Annotated in this window: 11 protein-coding genes and 1 pseudogene; 3 read left to right on the top strand and 9 right to left on the bottom strand. The window is 57.5% G+C overall.

The window, feature by feature from the left end; all coding sequences use genetic code 11:
• From phoU to pstC, 4 genes and pseudogenes are all read right to left on the bottom strand, one after another.
• Positions 1-534 (bottom strand): phosphate signaling complex protein PhoU (gene phoU / locus C8264_RS20930; RefSeq protein WP_108462919.1); only part of this gene is annotated, 534 nt, incomplete at its 3' end.
• 20 nt (positions 535-554) lie between these two features.
• Entirely contained in the window at positions 555-1,337 is a 783-nt protein-coding gene (gene pstB / locus C8264_RS20925; RefSeq protein WP_245893428.1) for a phosphate ABC transporter ATP-binding protein PstB, read from the bottom strand.
• A 74-nt stretch (positions 1,338-1,411) separates the two neighbouring features.
• Positions 1,412-2,776 (bottom strand): phosphate ABC transporter permease PstA, encoded by a 1,365-nt coding sequence (pstA, locus tag C8264_RS20920; RefSeq protein ID WP_108462918.1) that lies wholly within the window; start codon positions 2,774-2,776, stop codon positions 1,412-1,414.
• A pseudogene (pstC, locus tag C8264_RS20915) lies at positions 2,773-3,759 on the bottom strand (phosphate ABC transporter permease subunit PstC); the annotation flags it as partial. The gene pstA and the pseudogene pstC, both read right to left, overlap by 4 nt.
• A gap of 338 nt (positions 3,760-4,097) precedes the next feature.
• On the opposite strand from pstC, the gene C8264_RS20910 reads away from it, so the two are divergent.
• On the top strand, positions 4,098-8,069 hold the full coding sequence (locus tag C8264_RS20910) for a tetratricopeptide repeat protein (protein ID WP_108462916.1): 3,972 nt from the start codon (positions 4,098-4,100) through the stop codon (positions 8,067-8,069).
• Positions 8,070-8,132: 63 nt separating this feature from the next.
• Here the strand turns inward: C8264_RS20910 and C8264_RS20905 are convergent, their stop codons facing one another.
• Together C8264_RS20905 and C8264_RS20900 are read right to left on the bottom strand one after the other, a co-directional pair.
• On the bottom strand, positions 8,133-8,768 hold the full coding sequence (locus C8264_RS20905) for a DNA-binding protein (protein ID WP_162783823.1): 636 nt from the start codon (positions 8,766-8,768) through the stop codon (positions 8,133-8,135).
• 366 nt (positions 8,769-9,134) lie between these two features.
• On the bottom strand, positions 9,135-10,064 hold the full coding sequence (locus C8264_RS20900; protein WP_108462914.1) for a hypothetical protein: 930 nt from the start codon (positions 10,062-10,064) through the stop codon (positions 9,135-9,137).
• 308 nt (positions 10,065-10,372) lie between these two features.
• Between C8264_RS20900 and C8264_RS20895 the strand changes: the two genes are divergently transcribed.
• The gene (locus C8264_RS20895; protein ID WP_162783822.1) at positions 10,373-10,714 is read left to right on the top strand and encodes a hypothetical protein; all 342 of its coding nucleotides are present in this window, start codon (positions 10,373-10,375) and stop codon (positions 10,712-10,714) included.
• A gap of 163 nt (positions 10,715-10,877) precedes the next feature.
• On the opposite strand, the gene C8264_RS20890 is transcribed toward C8264_RS20895, so the two are convergent.
• Positions 10,878-11,363: a hypothetical protein gene (locus tag C8264_RS20890; RefSeq protein WP_108462912.1), complete on the bottom strand. Its 486-nt coding sequence runs from the start codon at positions 11,361-11,363 to the stop codon at positions 10,878-10,880.
• A gap of 196 nt (positions 11,364-11,559) precedes the next feature.
• Here C8264_RS20890 and C8264_RS20885 point away from each other — a divergent pair, with 196 nt between their 5' ends.
• Positions 11,560-12,804: a DUF3422 domain-containing protein gene (locus C8264_RS20885; RefSeq protein WP_108462911.1), complete on the top strand. Its 1,245-nt coding sequence runs from the start codon at positions 11,560-11,562 to the stop codon at positions 12,802-12,804.
• A 98-nt stretch (positions 12,805-12,902) separates the two neighbouring features.
• On the opposite strand, the gene C8264_RS20880 is transcribed toward C8264_RS20885, so the two are convergent.
• Both C8264_RS20880 and mog read right to left on the bottom strand, forming a co-directional pair.
• The gene (locus C8264_RS20880) at positions 12,903-13,565 is read right to left on the bottom strand and encodes a hypothetical protein (RefSeq protein ID WP_245893426.1); all 663 of its coding nucleotides are present in this window, start codon (positions 13,563-13,565) and stop codon (positions 12,903-12,905) included.
• A 59-nt stretch (positions 13,566-13,624) separates the two neighbouring features.
• On the bottom strand, positions 13,625-14,146 hold the full coding sequence (gene mog / locus C8264_RS20875; RefSeq protein WP_108462910.1) for a molybdopterin adenylyltransferase: 522 nt from the start codon (positions 14,144-14,146) through the stop codon (positions 13,625-13,627).
• Positions 14,147-14,189 lie beyond the last annotated feature (43 nt).

Below are 14,189 nucleotides of genomic sequence, written 5' to 3'. Positions count from 1 at the left end.
GTAGGTCAGAAGTTCGCGGAACAGGGAGGTATGCATGGCATCGACTTCGTCGTCGCGATTGCAAACCTCGATGGCGGCCGCCGCATCGCGGCTGGCATAGGCGTCGAGCGCTTCCTTGATCTGGCGCAGCACCAGCGCGGTCATGTTCTTGACGCCATTGTAGAACGTGGGCTGCAGGCTCATGCCTTCGAGCTTGAGCGAGCGGCGTGCCAGCTGCTTGGCCATGTCGCCGACGCGCTCCAGATCGGAGGCCACGTGGATGGACGTGACGATGGCGCGCAGGTCCGACGCCATGGGCTGGCGACGGGCGATCATGGACACGGCCATGTCGTCGATCCGGCGCTGCATGTCGTCGATGCGCTGGTCGGCGATGATGGTGAGATCGGCAAGCTCGCGATCGAGCTTGAGCAGGGCCTTGGTGCCGTTTTCGATGGCAACCTCTACCTGACCACCCATTTCGGCAATGGCCTGGGCCAGTGCGGTGAGTTCGTCCGAGTAGGACTGAACGATGTGTTCCTTGCCGGAATTAGCCATGATGATGATCCTTCCGTGCCTTAGCCGATGCGGCCCATGATGTAGTCCTGGGTCTGCTTGTTGACCGGGTTGGTGAAGATGTCTTCGGTGACACCTTCCTCGATCAGATTGCCCAGGTGGAAAAATGCAGTCTTCTGCGACACGCGGGCCGCCTGCTGCATGGAGTGGGTGACGATGACGATGGTGTAGTTCTCGCGCAGCTCGTCGATCAGCTCCTCGATGATGGCGGTTGCGATCGGGTCGAGGGCCGAGCAGGGCTCGTCCATCAGGATGACCTCGGGGCCGACGGCGATGGCGCGAGCAATGCAGAGACGCTGCTGCTGACCGCCAGACAGGCCGGTGCCCGCCTCGCCGAGGCGATCCTTGACCTCTTCGAAGAGGCCTGCCTTGCGGAGCGAAGAGATAACGATTTCGTCGAGGTCGGCCTTGTTGCGGGCCAGGCCATGAATACGCGGGCCATAGGCGACGTTTTCGTAGATCGACTTGGGGAAGGGGTTCGGCTTCTGGAACACCATGCCGATGCGGGCGCGCAGTTCCACGACGTCCAGATTGGGATCGTAAACGTCTTCCCCATCCAGCTTGATCGTGCCGCCGACCTTGGCGCCTTCGATGGTGTCGTTCATGCGATTGATGCAGCGCAGGAAGGTCGACTTGCCGCAGCCCGAGGGCCCAATGAACGAGGTGACGGCGCGGTCGGGGATGTCGATGGAAATCCCGTGCAGAGCCTGCTTGGCACCATAGTGGACGGTGACGTCGCGGGCGGTGAGGCGAATGGGGCGATCGAGGGCGTCGCTTGGGTTCATGGCAGTGTTCACTGATTGCTGAGTCATCTTAACCTTGCCGGCGAGCATATCCATTTGTGCATTCTCCAAGTTGGTCATGCGCGGCGCTCCAGGCGCGTGCGTAGGAAGATTGCGACTGCATTGAGAAGGATCATCAGGCCTAGCAAGACCATGATTGCAGCAGATGTACGGGCTTCAAAGAAGTTTCGGTTTTCGTTGCCCTGCCAGAGGAAAATCTGCACTGGCAGCGCCGTAGCCTGATCGACGATCGAGCCCGGTACGGAAGCAACGAAGGCGTTCATGCCGATCAGCAGCAAAGGCGCGGTTTCACCTAGGGCCTGAGCAACGCCGATGATCGTGGCGGTCAGGATCGAGGGGAAGGTTACGGGCAGCACGTGGTGGAACACCATCTGCGTCTTGGAAGCACCCAGGCCGAGTGCGGCCTGGCGCAGGGCGGGTGAAACGCCCTGCAATGCGGCGCGGGTGGCAATGATGATGGTCGGCAGCGTCATCAGTGTCAGCACCAGTCCGCCGACCAGCGGGGCTGATCGGGGCAGGTGGAAGAAGTTGATGAACACCGCAGCGCCGAGGAGACCAAAGACAATTGACGGCACTGCCGCCAGGTTGTTGATGTTGACTTCGATCAGATCGGTCAGGCGCGATTTGGGGGCAAACTCTTCCAGATAGATGGCGCTGGCCACCCCAATCGGCACCGCCAGCACGATCACGACGAGCATCATATAGAGCGAGCCCATGAATGCGCCGGCAAGACCCGCCGAAGCGGGCGCCGCACGGCTGTCGACATTGGTGAACAAGCCCCAGGCAAAATCCTGAGTGATGGTGCCATCGGCCACCCACCCATCGACCAGCGCGCGGGCCTGTGCGGGCATCTGCTGCTGCGCATCGCCCAATTCGCGGTCGATATTGCCCTTGACCCAGTTATCGACATTGGCCGAGGCGAGAAGATCGAAGCTCCGGGTCCGGCCGAGCAGGTTGGGATTGGCGACAAAGGCCTCCCGAATGACGTGCCGGGCGTTGGTTTCGGGAATGGTCAGTAGCTGCCGGCTATCGATCTCCAGACCCGCCGGTGTGACGGTCCGCAAGGCGGCTTCGACAACTTTGTTCCAGTTCAGCATCGCCACGCTGCGCTGCCAAGCGAGCCTGGCGGCGTTGAAATCGGCATCCGACTGTCCTGCCGTGCGCTCGGGAACCGGGTCGACGTTGAGCAAGGTTGGATCGTAGGTGACGTCAAGATGCAGGGTCGCCTGATGGAAGGCGGGGATGCCCTTGCGCAGCACGTCGGTGAACAGGAGGGCCACAAAGCCGAGGGCGCAGCAGATGGCCACGATGCCCAGGATGCGGAAGGCCTGCTCGTTTCGGTGCCGGCGGCGAAGTCCGGCGCGAACCAGCTGAGTACGTTCGTTGGCCGCCTTGCGGCCGGTGCCAAGAAGATCGGTCATTCGTACTGCTCCCGGAAGCGACGGACGATGTACAGCGCTGCGATGTTGAGAAGGAGGGTCATGATGAACAAGGTTAGACCCAGCGCGAAAGCCACCAGGGATTGCGGGCCCGTGAAATCGGTATCGCCGGTCAGCTGGTTGACGATCGAGACCGTGATGGTCGAGATCGGTTCGAGCGGGGTACCGCGCAGCACCGGGCTGTTGCCGGCGGCAAGGACCACGATCATGGTCTCGCCGATGGCGCGACTGACAGCCAGCAGAAAGGCGCCGACAATGCCCGGCAATGCAGAGGGCAGCAGCACTTTTCGAATGGTTTCGGACTGGGTGGCGCCCAGGCCGTAAGAGCCATCGCGCATGGCCAGCGGAACCTGGTTGAGGATGTCGTCACTCAGCGAAGAGATGAAGGGAATGATCATGACGCCCATTACCAAGCCGGCGGTCAACGCACTGGTGGCGCTGATGTCGAGGCCGACCAGAGCGCCTGCGCCCTTGAGGAAGGGGCCGACGGTCACCAGGGCAAAGAAGCCATAGACGATAGTGGGAATGCCGGCGAGAATTTCGATGATCGGCTTGATTACCGCGCGTACATTGCGTGGGGCATACTGGGACAGGTAGATCGCTGTCATAAGCCCGATCGGAACCGCAACGAGCGAGGCAATCGTAGCCACCCAGAGCGTACCGGTCAGCAGGGGAAGCAGGCCGTACTGACCATGGTCATTGGTCGTCGTGGACGAAAATTTGGGGCTCCAGACGGTGCCGAAGAAGAAATCCGCCGGGTTGATGAAGCTGAAGAAGCGGATGGCTTCGAATACCAGCGACAATACGATGCCCACGGTGGTCAGGATCGCCACCGCAGAGCAGAACATCAAAAGCGCGTTGACGGCAATTTCGACATCGTTGCGGGCACTGTAGAACCGGTGATAGTTCTGTTCAGGAGAGCCACTCCGCATTGGAGTGATGAGCGTTAACTCACTGCTGTGCCATAGAAAATTGCGTTCCTATTCGACTGATATTGGTGCTGTCTATACAGGCCCTACATGGGTTGCCACTGTATGGATAATCGCAGCAATCAACACTTCCGGTCTACAGAGGTGTCCCATTTTGGGACACATTAGAGCTACTGCAAGCGAGTGGTTGCAATCGGCGCAAAGCAAGTTGCGTCAACTCACCAGATTGTGGCTGTAAGAGAGAGCGGATTTTGGTGGGGAGCCTGGCCGGGCAGATTTGTTTCCTTGCCGATATTTTCGGGCCACCCGCTAAGCGCGGTACTCTCGCGGACAGGTGACAACCGACCCGATTCTGCCCCATAAACCAGACGCTTATGTCAGCACTTGCATCTACACAGATACCCAAGCCGGCAGACGAACAGGCGTTTGAGCGCGCCTGTGTCGTGCTGTGGTCTGGTCTGCTGAAAGATCCGAACGTCGAGCGGGTCGGCAGGCGCGGACAGGAGCAGCATGGGGTGGACCTGTTCGGTTACCGAAAAGAGGACACGGCTCGTACGGTTGGGATTCAGTGCAAGCTGAAAGGCCCAGGCAAGAAACTTACGGCCAACGAGGTTCGCGAGGAAGTCGCGAAGGCCCTGACCTTCAAGCCGCCTTTGAAAGAGTACTTCATTGTCACCACCGCGCCTGACGATGCGGTGATGCAAGAGCTGGCTAGGGAACTGACCGCCGAGCACAGCCAAACTGCTCACCCCATACGCATTCAGATCTGGGGGTGGGGCAGTTTGGAGGAGCGGATCGCAAGAGATCCCGAGGCACTGAAGGCGTTCGATCCCGGCCATACTGCGCATGGCGAGCTGGCAGTGTCTATCAGCATGAAAGCGGCTGCCGAGAACCGTGTCGCGTTCGGCGAAATTCAAGCTACGCTGGCTACCATTGTACATGCGGTGAAGCCGCCCGCCGATGATGGGCAGTCATCGACAAGTACAGTCGACGCCCTCCTTGACGCCGAGATCGATCAATACAGGACCATGGCACATGAGGGTCGGCCAAGCGCCGCCCTTGAGTTGTTTCGGGGATTGCTGTCGAGGGTAGAAGGGACTGCTTCGGGACGAATCCTCTTCCGTATCAAGGCAAACATGGGTTCCTGCCTGTACGATATCGGTGACGAGGAAGCCGCCGGTTCGCTGCTCGTCGGCGCAGCGGGTCATGCGCCGGACGAGCCCAAGGCGGCGGTGAATAAGGCGTTCGGCTTGTTGATCCAACGGCGCTGGGAAGACCTGATGGAGTTCGGTGAACAAGCGCTGGCAGTTGACCCGCACAATGAGGGGTTGGCGGGATACCTGGTTCAGGCCATGCGTTTCGATCCAGGTATCCTCGACCCTTTGTCTCGCCTGCCGGCTTCGGTCCGAAACTCCGAAGACGTAACCGTCGCAATGGTCGATTTCGCGCGACGGCGAACCCCGTCACAATGGAAGACCAAGGCCCTGGAAGCTAGTGCCCGCTTTCCTGACAACTCGCTGCTGTCGTTGTTTGCCGCTGAAGCAACAATGGAAGAAATCATCAACGACGATGGCTTCCAAAATACCCGACTACTCAATGAAGGTAAAAAGGAACAGCTGAGGATAAGCCTAGCGGTGCTAGATGAACATTGGCGAAAGAGACGTCAATCGGATGGGCCGCTCCGTCCGGAAGACGTGGCTGTCTGCTCGAACCTTGTGCTCGGCTACTATGTGCTCAGCGACTTCGAAGCTGCGCGCAGGGTTGCCGGCGAAGGTTTGGCCCGGGCACCGTCGGACCCTGAACTCTGCACCCGTGCGATGATGCTGGCGATCGATGCGGATGACGACGCCTTGGCGAAATCCATCTTCCCATCTCTTCCGGCGACCGAAGCGACCACAGTGCTGGCTATGAGATATCACTCAAGTCGGCAGGACTGGGCCGCAATTGCGGCGCTTGCAAACACACCTCATGATTTGGTGCCGGAAGTGGAACGCCGGCTTTTCGAGGCTTTAATCGGGATTGCCTCGGTTCGCTTGAACCCGGGAGAAAACGAGGAAGAGGCAGTTCGCGATCTTGCGGCTGCTGCCGAAAATGACGTCCGCGCTACGATAGCAGTAGCTGACTACGCCAAGTTCCGAGGTTTCACGGAGCTAGCGGACGCCTGTTTCAACGCTGCTCTCAGCGGCATTTCCGATGATAGTCATTTCGCCGCGCGTGTGACCGTCGCAATGCATGCGGCTCGCAGCCAGGAATGGACTGTCGTGGCGGAATTGCTGAACGGGCATGTGGATTTGACGCTTGACAGCTTTGAGTTGCGTATGTTGGCGAACGCGATGGTCAACGACACTCCAGTTCGGCGCCGGGCAGTGGAGTTTTTCCTGGCACTGCCGGAATCCGTTCGGAACGTTCCGAGCTTCCAGCGCGCAGCTGGGATGATGCACTTCAACCGGGGGGCACTCGGACAAGCTGAAACTGCACTCAGGCGTGCCGCCGAGATTGAGCCTTCACTAGACAACCTGCTTCCTCTATTCGCTACGCTGCGGCGTCGGGGGCGTACAAGGGACATCGCCGATTTGCTGTCGACACTTTCGGCATCAGACCTTCCCGGAAGTCCCGCGCAGAAGATGACCCTTGCGCTTGAACTTGCTGAGGCGGGACGGGCCGATGAGGCTCTTTCGATCGCCTATGCAACCATCGTCGTCAGCCGAAACGATCCCGAAGTTGCGATGCGGTACTTCGGACTGGTCATAGGGCGACGCGAAGAAATCAAGATCCCGGGTGTCGAGACGGTTCAGGTCGATGCGTGGGTGAGAATCGAAGACGCCGATGGTCACAATCAAAGTTTCATCGTTACAGAAAGCGACAACAGACCCGGGGAAGGCCTTATGTCGACCGCCCACCCGATTGTCGCCGCGAGTTCGGACCTGCGTGTTGGTGAGTCATTTGGGGTTGCCGCAGCCTTTGGCGAGAAACGCACTTGGACAGTTACGGAGATAAAGCACAAGTACCTGCATGCCTTGCATGATGTGCTGCAAAATTTTGAGGCGAGGTTTCCCAATGAGCAGGGGTTTCTAAGCTTCACGGCCAAAGATGAGGACATCCAGCCGATCTTGGACCAGGTAAAGAAGATGGCCGACAGGAGCCGCGAGATCGCGGCCTTTTACCTGGAACAGCATATTCCCCTGAACATGGTAGCTACCATGGCAGGGAATGACGTGATCGGCTTCGTTGACTATATCCGCAGCTTGGGAGCTGACCTGACCACATGCTCCGGGAATGTGCCGGAACGCCTTGCTGCAGCGAAGTTGATTCAGACACGTCGAGCGGGAGGAGCGGTTCTTGACACCTACGCCGCCTGGTCAGTGGCGACTATGAACGCCTTCGATGTCCTCACCGGGGTGTTCGGAAGGCCCTCGGTGACCCAGAGCACCCTGGATGATCTCGCTAACCTGAGAGAGCGAAACTTTGCCCGTGGTGAAAGCATGACTCTGGGCTTGCATGATGGGGAATTCGTTCGGCGTATCCAGTCGGCGGAGGAAGTCAGTGCTGCCAAGGCGTTTGTAGACGAGCAAGTGGAAAAGATCACAGCTGCTTGCGATGTCCTGTCGGTCGCTGCGCCAGACGAATTACATGAGATAGCTCGAACAATCACCGACGGTTTTGGCTCACATGTGCTCGACGCTACTTTCGCGGCAGCGGAGGGCCGGCTGTTGCTTTCTGAAGACAAGTTCTTCAGGGAATATGCGGAGCAGGTCGCAGGCGCGCAGGGTACTTGGTTGCAAGCCGTCTTCAACTACGCCCTGGATCATGACTTGTTGACCAGGTCCAGGCACTCCGAGCTTGTTGCGTCACTAGCTTGGCGGCGCCACGAGCATGTCAGCATCGGGTGGCAGGCACTCTTTGATGCTGCAAGGGGTGAGACCTTGGACGACCTCAATGCTCTGTGCCGCTTCATCGGGAACAAGGCAGCCGACATCGGCTCCCATCTCAAGGTGGTGCAGGCTTTTGTGACCGCCCTTTGGAGCGATGACACCGTGCCTGTAGAACGCCGGTTTCGGGCTACCGGAACAGCGATCGATGCGTTGGTTCGCCACAGGAAAGATGATTGGGCTGTAGCTGTTGCCTATCTACGGCAGACCGACGTGCCCGAACTTGTGGATTATATCGACCGATGGACGGTCGGGCACTTCCTCGACCGTAAACAAGTGGCCGATGCCGACATGGATCTATCTTTGCGCATGGCTGCGGTGCGGGCCACTCTGATAGCGAAAAGACGCTCGTCTTACTTTGTCACCGGTGCTTGGCCCACCAAGCGCAATGAACTAGCCCGCCAAAGCCAAGTTTAACCTCCATCAGGAACTACCTGCCGAGATAACGCGGTCTGTGGAACAGTCGCGACCTTTAGGCGCTCATGTGCCTGATGAGGATCCTGCATCCTTTTTTGCACTGTCGGCTTTCCGACCGTTCGAACGTATCAGTTCTTCCAGCCGATCGATGTTCAACGCGTGTGATCGAAGCTCCGCGATGGTGGTTTTTGCACGCTCAAGATCTATCTGGAGAGTGGCACTTCTGGCGTTTTGCTCCTCCAGCGTCTTGGCCCGGTTTGCAGCTTCCGCTTCGATTTGTTCAAGGCTGGACTTCAGAGAGGCATTTTCCAGTTCGAGATCTGAGAGTCGGTGGCTTAGCATCTCCTCAACCTTTTCGGCTGTTTGCACGTCTTCGATCAGCCCTGCCTGTAGCATGAACAATTGTGACAGCTTTCGTTCCGAGGCTTTCGACGCTTCTCTTTGGGCCGCGCTCCATAGTTGGCGGATCATCGGTTCTGCCGTCTCGTAAAGGAATGCAGGGAGCGGCTCGGTGTCGGGATCGGGCGCCGCCAACTCAACTCGAATCTGATTGAGATGGCGCAAGACAGTGCTCTTCGACCCGCCAATAATACCAATTATCGCCTCAGCAGAAGGGGGCGTATTCTCCGCAACCAGCTGCTGGTACGCGTACAGGACAGTTTCCTTGGTAGCTTTCGTGGGGGCCATAAAAATACTCAAGAGGTTCACTACGCCTGGTACATACCAAATGGCGGTACGGTATGGTATCGAGCCCTGAGAGTTGGGTTAATGGGAAGACATACATTGACTAGAGCACCGAACCCTGTCCCGCGTCACGGATCGGAAGTGCGTTGCATCCTGTCCCCGTTGTCGTTTTCCAATACTGTGGGTACTAAACTGCCGGGAAGGCATAGTTCTTCATACCTGCCGTCAAGACTCGTTCTGTGCCGATCGAAGCCACTTTTAGGAACATTACCGACAACTCGGATCGCTACTTGACCGCAGCGGCCAAAACACTCGCGGCAGAAGGAAAGACCGAAGCGGCTGCCTGCGAGTAGCGGCTGGAAGATTGCCGACCAACAGTGCTCAGATGCTGGGACCGGAGATTTCATCGCTTTTTGCGTGCGCTATGGGAAGATAATCGAGGTCGTCAATTCCTTCCAATACAGCGCGACCGGCCCTGTGGTTCTCAAGCATTCTGACGACCGGAAGACGCAGCAGGTCTCGCATCAGGAACATCTCGATCATGAAGTGCAGGTCGTTGAATGCATCGAGATGAGGTCCCTGTCGTTCGTTCATGCGCTTCACCCAGGCCCTCCAGTCCGTACGGGTGTCGGATAGCAGTGCGTTGAACATTTTGCGCATGGGAATGTCGATTTCATTCAGAGCTTCGCAAGTCCAGAAGGCTTCAACAGCGCCGCGCAAACCATGCAGAATCAAGGTTTTGCGGTTCTTGGCTGCATTCGGGGAGCGAAGGTGAGAGATAACGTCTTTCACAAGCCTGCGTCTGACCGAGACGTCAAGGCCGCCTGCATTCCTGAGCGCCATTAGATCTACATCGCTGATGGCGGTGTCGAGCGCTTCATCCAAGTCGGCATCCTTGAACCACCTGCCGGTCGCCATATGGTCGGCACGTAAATCCACAAACCAAGACAGTGCAGGGGACCCTTCAACCTCCGCCCAGCGGCGGGCATGCGGATCGTCTTTCCAAGCCACGGCCATGGCGCTACGAATCACGGCGAGGAATAACTTGAGAGTCTGACTCCTGGACGCTGAGTTGGTGCTCGCTCGGGTGCCCTCGCTAATGCCGGCGACACGCAGTTCACAATCTTCGGTGCCAACCTTGCTGGCATAATGCGAAAAGAACTCCAATACGTCCTTGCGGCCCAAGCGTTCAGTTTTGAACACCGGATCTTTGCAGCAGGGGCAGACGATCTGGAAACCGGCCACGTCTGTGGGCCTTGCTTGATTGGCTGGGACGAATTCGCCCAGCAAAATAGAATATCCCAGATTCATGGTGTGTCCCAACGGTCGTTGAACTGTCAGGGTAGGAGCAGGGTTAGAAAGTGACTATAGGCGCATCACAGTCACCGGAAAGTCTGCTGGGTTCAGGCACGCTCAAGCAGACTGGGGAGTTCGCTCGCTCAGTGAGTTTGCTGACAATGGATGCGGCTCTTAAGCGAACCGGAAAGTTGAAGCACTTCAAAGTTCGATAGCTGGCGCTGCCGGGTGCATGCGCTGTTTCAACAACCAATTCGATGGTAGGTGAGCAGAGCGTTGTGACTTTCATGTTCTGCGGCAATGCTTTTGTCATGGAGGTTACCATGACCGAATTTGACTCTCTTAAGATCAAGTGCCGCGAGGCAGCGCTCGCCGAACTCAGGTTCGTACCCATAGACACGAACAAAGTGGAATTGAACATCGTTGAGGCAGTGATACGGGGACTCGAAGCCACGGTCCCTGCGGAGGAACACGTGTCGATCAGGTGGATGGGGGCAATGCTCGAAGCCAGGCCCGATCTTTTCACCCTTGAGAGCGATGGGGAATCCATTCGCTCGATGTGCCGCGAAGCGGTACTCGATCTCATCATGGTGGAACTGGAAGGCGAGATAAACGAGTTCGCCCGGGACCTGGGTTTCTTTTCGCCGCCCGGGTTTGCCCCGTGATGCCAAGCAGCGGCACGAAGTTTGGGCACGCAGGAGTCGGCAAGTTCTGCTGTGCAACGACCCAGAAAAGGCCTGCTCTAGTTCTTGGCTGCCTTTGAGGTAACTAGAATAAGACGGCTCCCTTCCTAGTGAAGTATTTTTGTGTATGCATCGTCCGATGCCTTTACTGTGTATCGTTCGGCAATCGCAGTCCAAGTGTCTTCATAGCGTTCGCCAGTAACTCCGTCGCACGTTGTGGGTCTTCATTCGCAACTTTGTCGAAAAGTTGCCCCAGGAGTTCACCATACAAGTACCAGGGTTCTGCTGCCTTAGTTATAGCTCCCTGAACCCTTCGTGTGCCCCTCGCTCCTTCGATGCCGTTGTCTCGCTCTTGATCAAGGCGCATCGCGTCGGCGTACAACCTCACCTCGTTTCCCAACGTGCCGTCGGGGTTGACTGCCACTCGCCTGACCAGCAATCGTTTTGTTTTCGTCTCGAACACGTCAAGAACTCGCAGGAACCTCCTGTGGGAGGAATCCAAGGCCTTGGTGAAGCTCCGGACGCTGGTTGGCAAATCTCCACCTGTGTTGTCTCGGACAAAAACCGACAGCATAAAGAGGTCGCCCAATCGAAGCTTGGGATACTCTCGCTCAAATTCTTCTGGCGTCATGATTTCTCGCTTTTAGCCCTGCAAGCAAGGAATGGCATTCAAATCCTTATTTTGAGTTGCGGAGCGTAGCGAACCGACGCCGGTGCTCGGTGCACGCGGCTTGGAGATGTAAGACCAAGGTCGGCAGCCCAATGTCCGATTGCGGTCAGGCGCCGTAGATGTGCACCTCTTTCGCTGACCACCAACAAGGTACGCCATGCTTACAGATCATCCGGACCGAGCACTTATTCTCGAGGAGGTGCATGCGCGGCCATTTGATCTGCTGCCCGTCAGCTGCCGGCTGCGCAGACTGGTTTTTCTGCTAGCCGGCACGTCCCCTACGGTCCCTGAGTGTTTTGAGCGGTTCAACGCATTTTGCACCGCCAAATCCCTGGGCAATCCCACTTCTAGTGCTAGGCAGTACAGTTTCGACACGGCCGACCATCACGTGACTTGGGAATTCCACAATGAGTTCATCACCGTCACCTGGCGCGGCGTCTTGGAGGACAGGAACAGTGCTCCTGACAACATTGGATTGGAAATACTGGCAGGCGGATTGCTCGTCGCTGCAACCCGCCTCGACCTGTTAGAAGAAGCCGCTATTCCGGAACCGCTGATACCAGGCTTTCAACTTACCAGCTTTTGCGTGTCCACCCTGGACGCAGGGGAAGCTCAGGTCGCGACGGACTTCGTTCCCGACCAAGAGCGGTTCATCCGGTTCGAAGTCGCTGCGAGCCGACTAGATGTGGTCCGGCGGTCACTGCTCGTTCGCCGTCTTCTGGAGATCGACTGTTACCGCACACTGGCCCTGCTTGGTCTTCCGCTTGCACGGCGGCTTACGCCTGACTTGCGCAGGATTGAACGGGAGCTCAGCGGCCTTGTTGACGCCATGGCGAACAATGACCCGGTAGGCGCGCAAAGCACCCTTAAGGCATTGCACCACCTGTCGGTACAATCTGGGCAGCTCAGTCAGCAGATGGACTATCGGTTTTCGGCAGGGCGCGCATACGACACCATTCTTCAGGACAGGTTGGCAGCACTGGAGGAAGTGCGCAGTACTCAAGGCACGACGCTTCGAACCTTCATCAGCACCCGTGTGAATCCGGCAATTGCGACCTGTGACGCGATGAGCCAGCGCTTAGCCGTCGTGAGCAACAAAATCGAGCGGGCTGTTGGCTTGCTCAACGTGAAGATCGGTGTGGACGTACAAATGCAGAACGCTGCCTTGCTCAACAGCATCGACCGCAGTGCACGAAGCCAATTTCTGTTGCAACGGACGGTGGAAGGGCTCTCGGTGATCGCCATCAGCTACTATCTGCTGGGCATTGCGGCTTACCTGCTGGGTGGCCCTGCGGAGATTTGGCGCTTGCCCAAGGCAATCTTGCTCACGTCTGCCGTTCCCCTGGTCATACTTTCAGTTTGGTTCATCGCTCGATGGGTGCGGGCACAACACCGGCCGTAAGGAAAAACAATGCCGAGCAGATGGGGTTTGGCAGTGGTTATCGCTGGCAATCATTTGGCGCTGGAGACTGCCGAGCTTGCAGCAGCGTGGCGCCTGTTTTATTCTCGAGGCACGTAGATGTCGTCAGGATACGGGAGACGCCGGACAACTTCCCGCAAGAACGAGAGATATCCGCGTACCGCGCCTTCAAATTCAGTTGCGTCGCCAATCGGGCGATCCTTGAACGCGTGTATCGCATTCCGGCGTTGCTGCACTAAATCCATTAGCAGCAGATGTTCTGCGTCAAATATTGCTCCAGCCAGACAGTACTTTCGCAGCGATTCGAGAGCCAAACCGTCAGGACTATGCGGTGCCCCCTTTTTGTGGTCATAGGCATTGGACTTCTTCAGATTTTCCAAATCGGTTCTATAGGTGTCGTAGTAAACAGATAGCAGGAGCTTGACGGAGCCCTCCAGCAAGCTTCCCAAATTCGCCCAAGCCAGGATCAGCTCTCCTGGGGCAAGTTCAGCGCTGGACGCCCACATCCTTAACGTTGAAGACAGAGAAACCTGCCAGTCCAAGCGGGACTTTCCAAGTAGACCCGCTGCATGTGCGGGGGCCCAACCATCGCTCTTTGACCAGAAGCTTGCCAGCTTGGTGTTCAGCGTCACTATCCGATCAATCACGTTTTCGATTGTTAACGCATCGATCGGGGTAGCCGAAACGATGTTGCCGAAGTGCACGCTGGATTCGGCGATTTCACTCTTTGGCAATTGTTGCATTTCCTCAAGTTCATGGTGGAGACTGCCCCCGACCGCATTCCTGGCCGGTAGAAGAACGATCAGGTACGAGGCCGGAAACCAACGATCTGCTCAGGGTGGGTCTCCAACTTGCCTGCACCACTTAGTTCCAGACAATACGGTATGGCAGGCATGACTGCCGACAGGCACACATCGATAGCTGCAGGTTTCCCTGGGAGCGAGACGATGAGCGTGGTTCCCCTGAGTGATGCGCCCTGACGGGACAGGATAGCGGTAGGCACGGTTTCGAAACTGATCCGCCTCATGAGTTCACCGAAGCCAGGCAGCTCTCTGTCCGCTACATCGGCGATCCCCTCCGGTGTTTGGTCCCTCGGTGCAGGGCCAGTGCCGCCAGTGATAAGGACAAGTCCCACAGCTTCTCGGTCGCACAGATCAATCAGTACGTCCCGAACGGACTCTCTACCGTCTGGCACGACGCGGGGGACAGCTTCCCATTCGCCCACCAGCACCCGGTCCAGGAACGTCCTGATCGCTGGCCCGCTGAGATCAGTGTATTCACCACGACTGGCTCGATCGGAAACGGTCACTATGCCGATTTTCATTTACGCATCGCCTCGATCTGGAAAAGTTTGAGCTGGCGGCATC

Origin of the sequence: Devosia naphthalenivorans, from assembly GCF_003056355.1 — a bacterium.
Classification (GTDB): Bacteria; Pseudomonadota; Alphaproteobacteria; order Rhizobiales; family Devosiaceae; genus Devosia; species Devosia naphthalenivorans.
Note: the sequence above shows the minus strand (reverse complement) of the source record. Positions and strands in the feature narration are given on the sequence as shown.

Bases quoted from the DNA above. Each gene is read 5' to 3' on its own strand.
- pstA (WP_108462918.1), bottom strand. From the start codon at position 2,776: ATGACCGATCTTCTTGGCACCGGCCGCAAGGCGGCCAACGAACGTACT.
- C8264_RS20910 (WP_108462916.1), top strand. From the start codon at position 4,098: ATGTCAGCACTTGCATCTACACAGATACCCAAGCCGGCAGACGAACAG.
- mog (WP_108462910.1), bottom strand. From the start codon at position 14,146: ATGAAAATCGGCATAGTGACCGTTTCCGATCGAGCCAGTCGTGGTGAA.
- C8264_RS20895 (WP_162783822.1), top strand. From the start codon at position 10,373: ATGACCGAATTTGACTCTCTTAAGATCAAGTGCCGCGAGGCAGCGCTC.
- C8264_RS20880 (WP_245893426.1), bottom strand. From the start codon at position 13,565: ATGCAACAATTGCCAAAGAGTGAAATCGCCGAATCCAGCGTGCACTTC.
- C8264_RS20900 (WP_108462914.1), bottom strand. From the start codon at position 10,064: ATGAATCTGGGATATTCTATTTTGCTGGGCGAATTCGTCCCAGCCAAT.
- C8264_RS20890 (WP_108462912.1), bottom strand. From the start codon at position 11,363: ATGACGCCAGAAGAATTTGAGCGAGAGTATCCCAAGCTTCGATTGGGC.
- pstB (WP_245893428.1), bottom strand. From the start codon at position 1,337: ATGAACCCAAGCGACGCCCTCGATCGCCCCATTCGCCTCACCGCCCGC.
- C8264_RS20885 (WP_108462911.1), top strand. From the start codon at position 11,560: ATGCTTACAGATCATCCGGACCGAGCACTTATTCTCGAGGAGGTGCAT.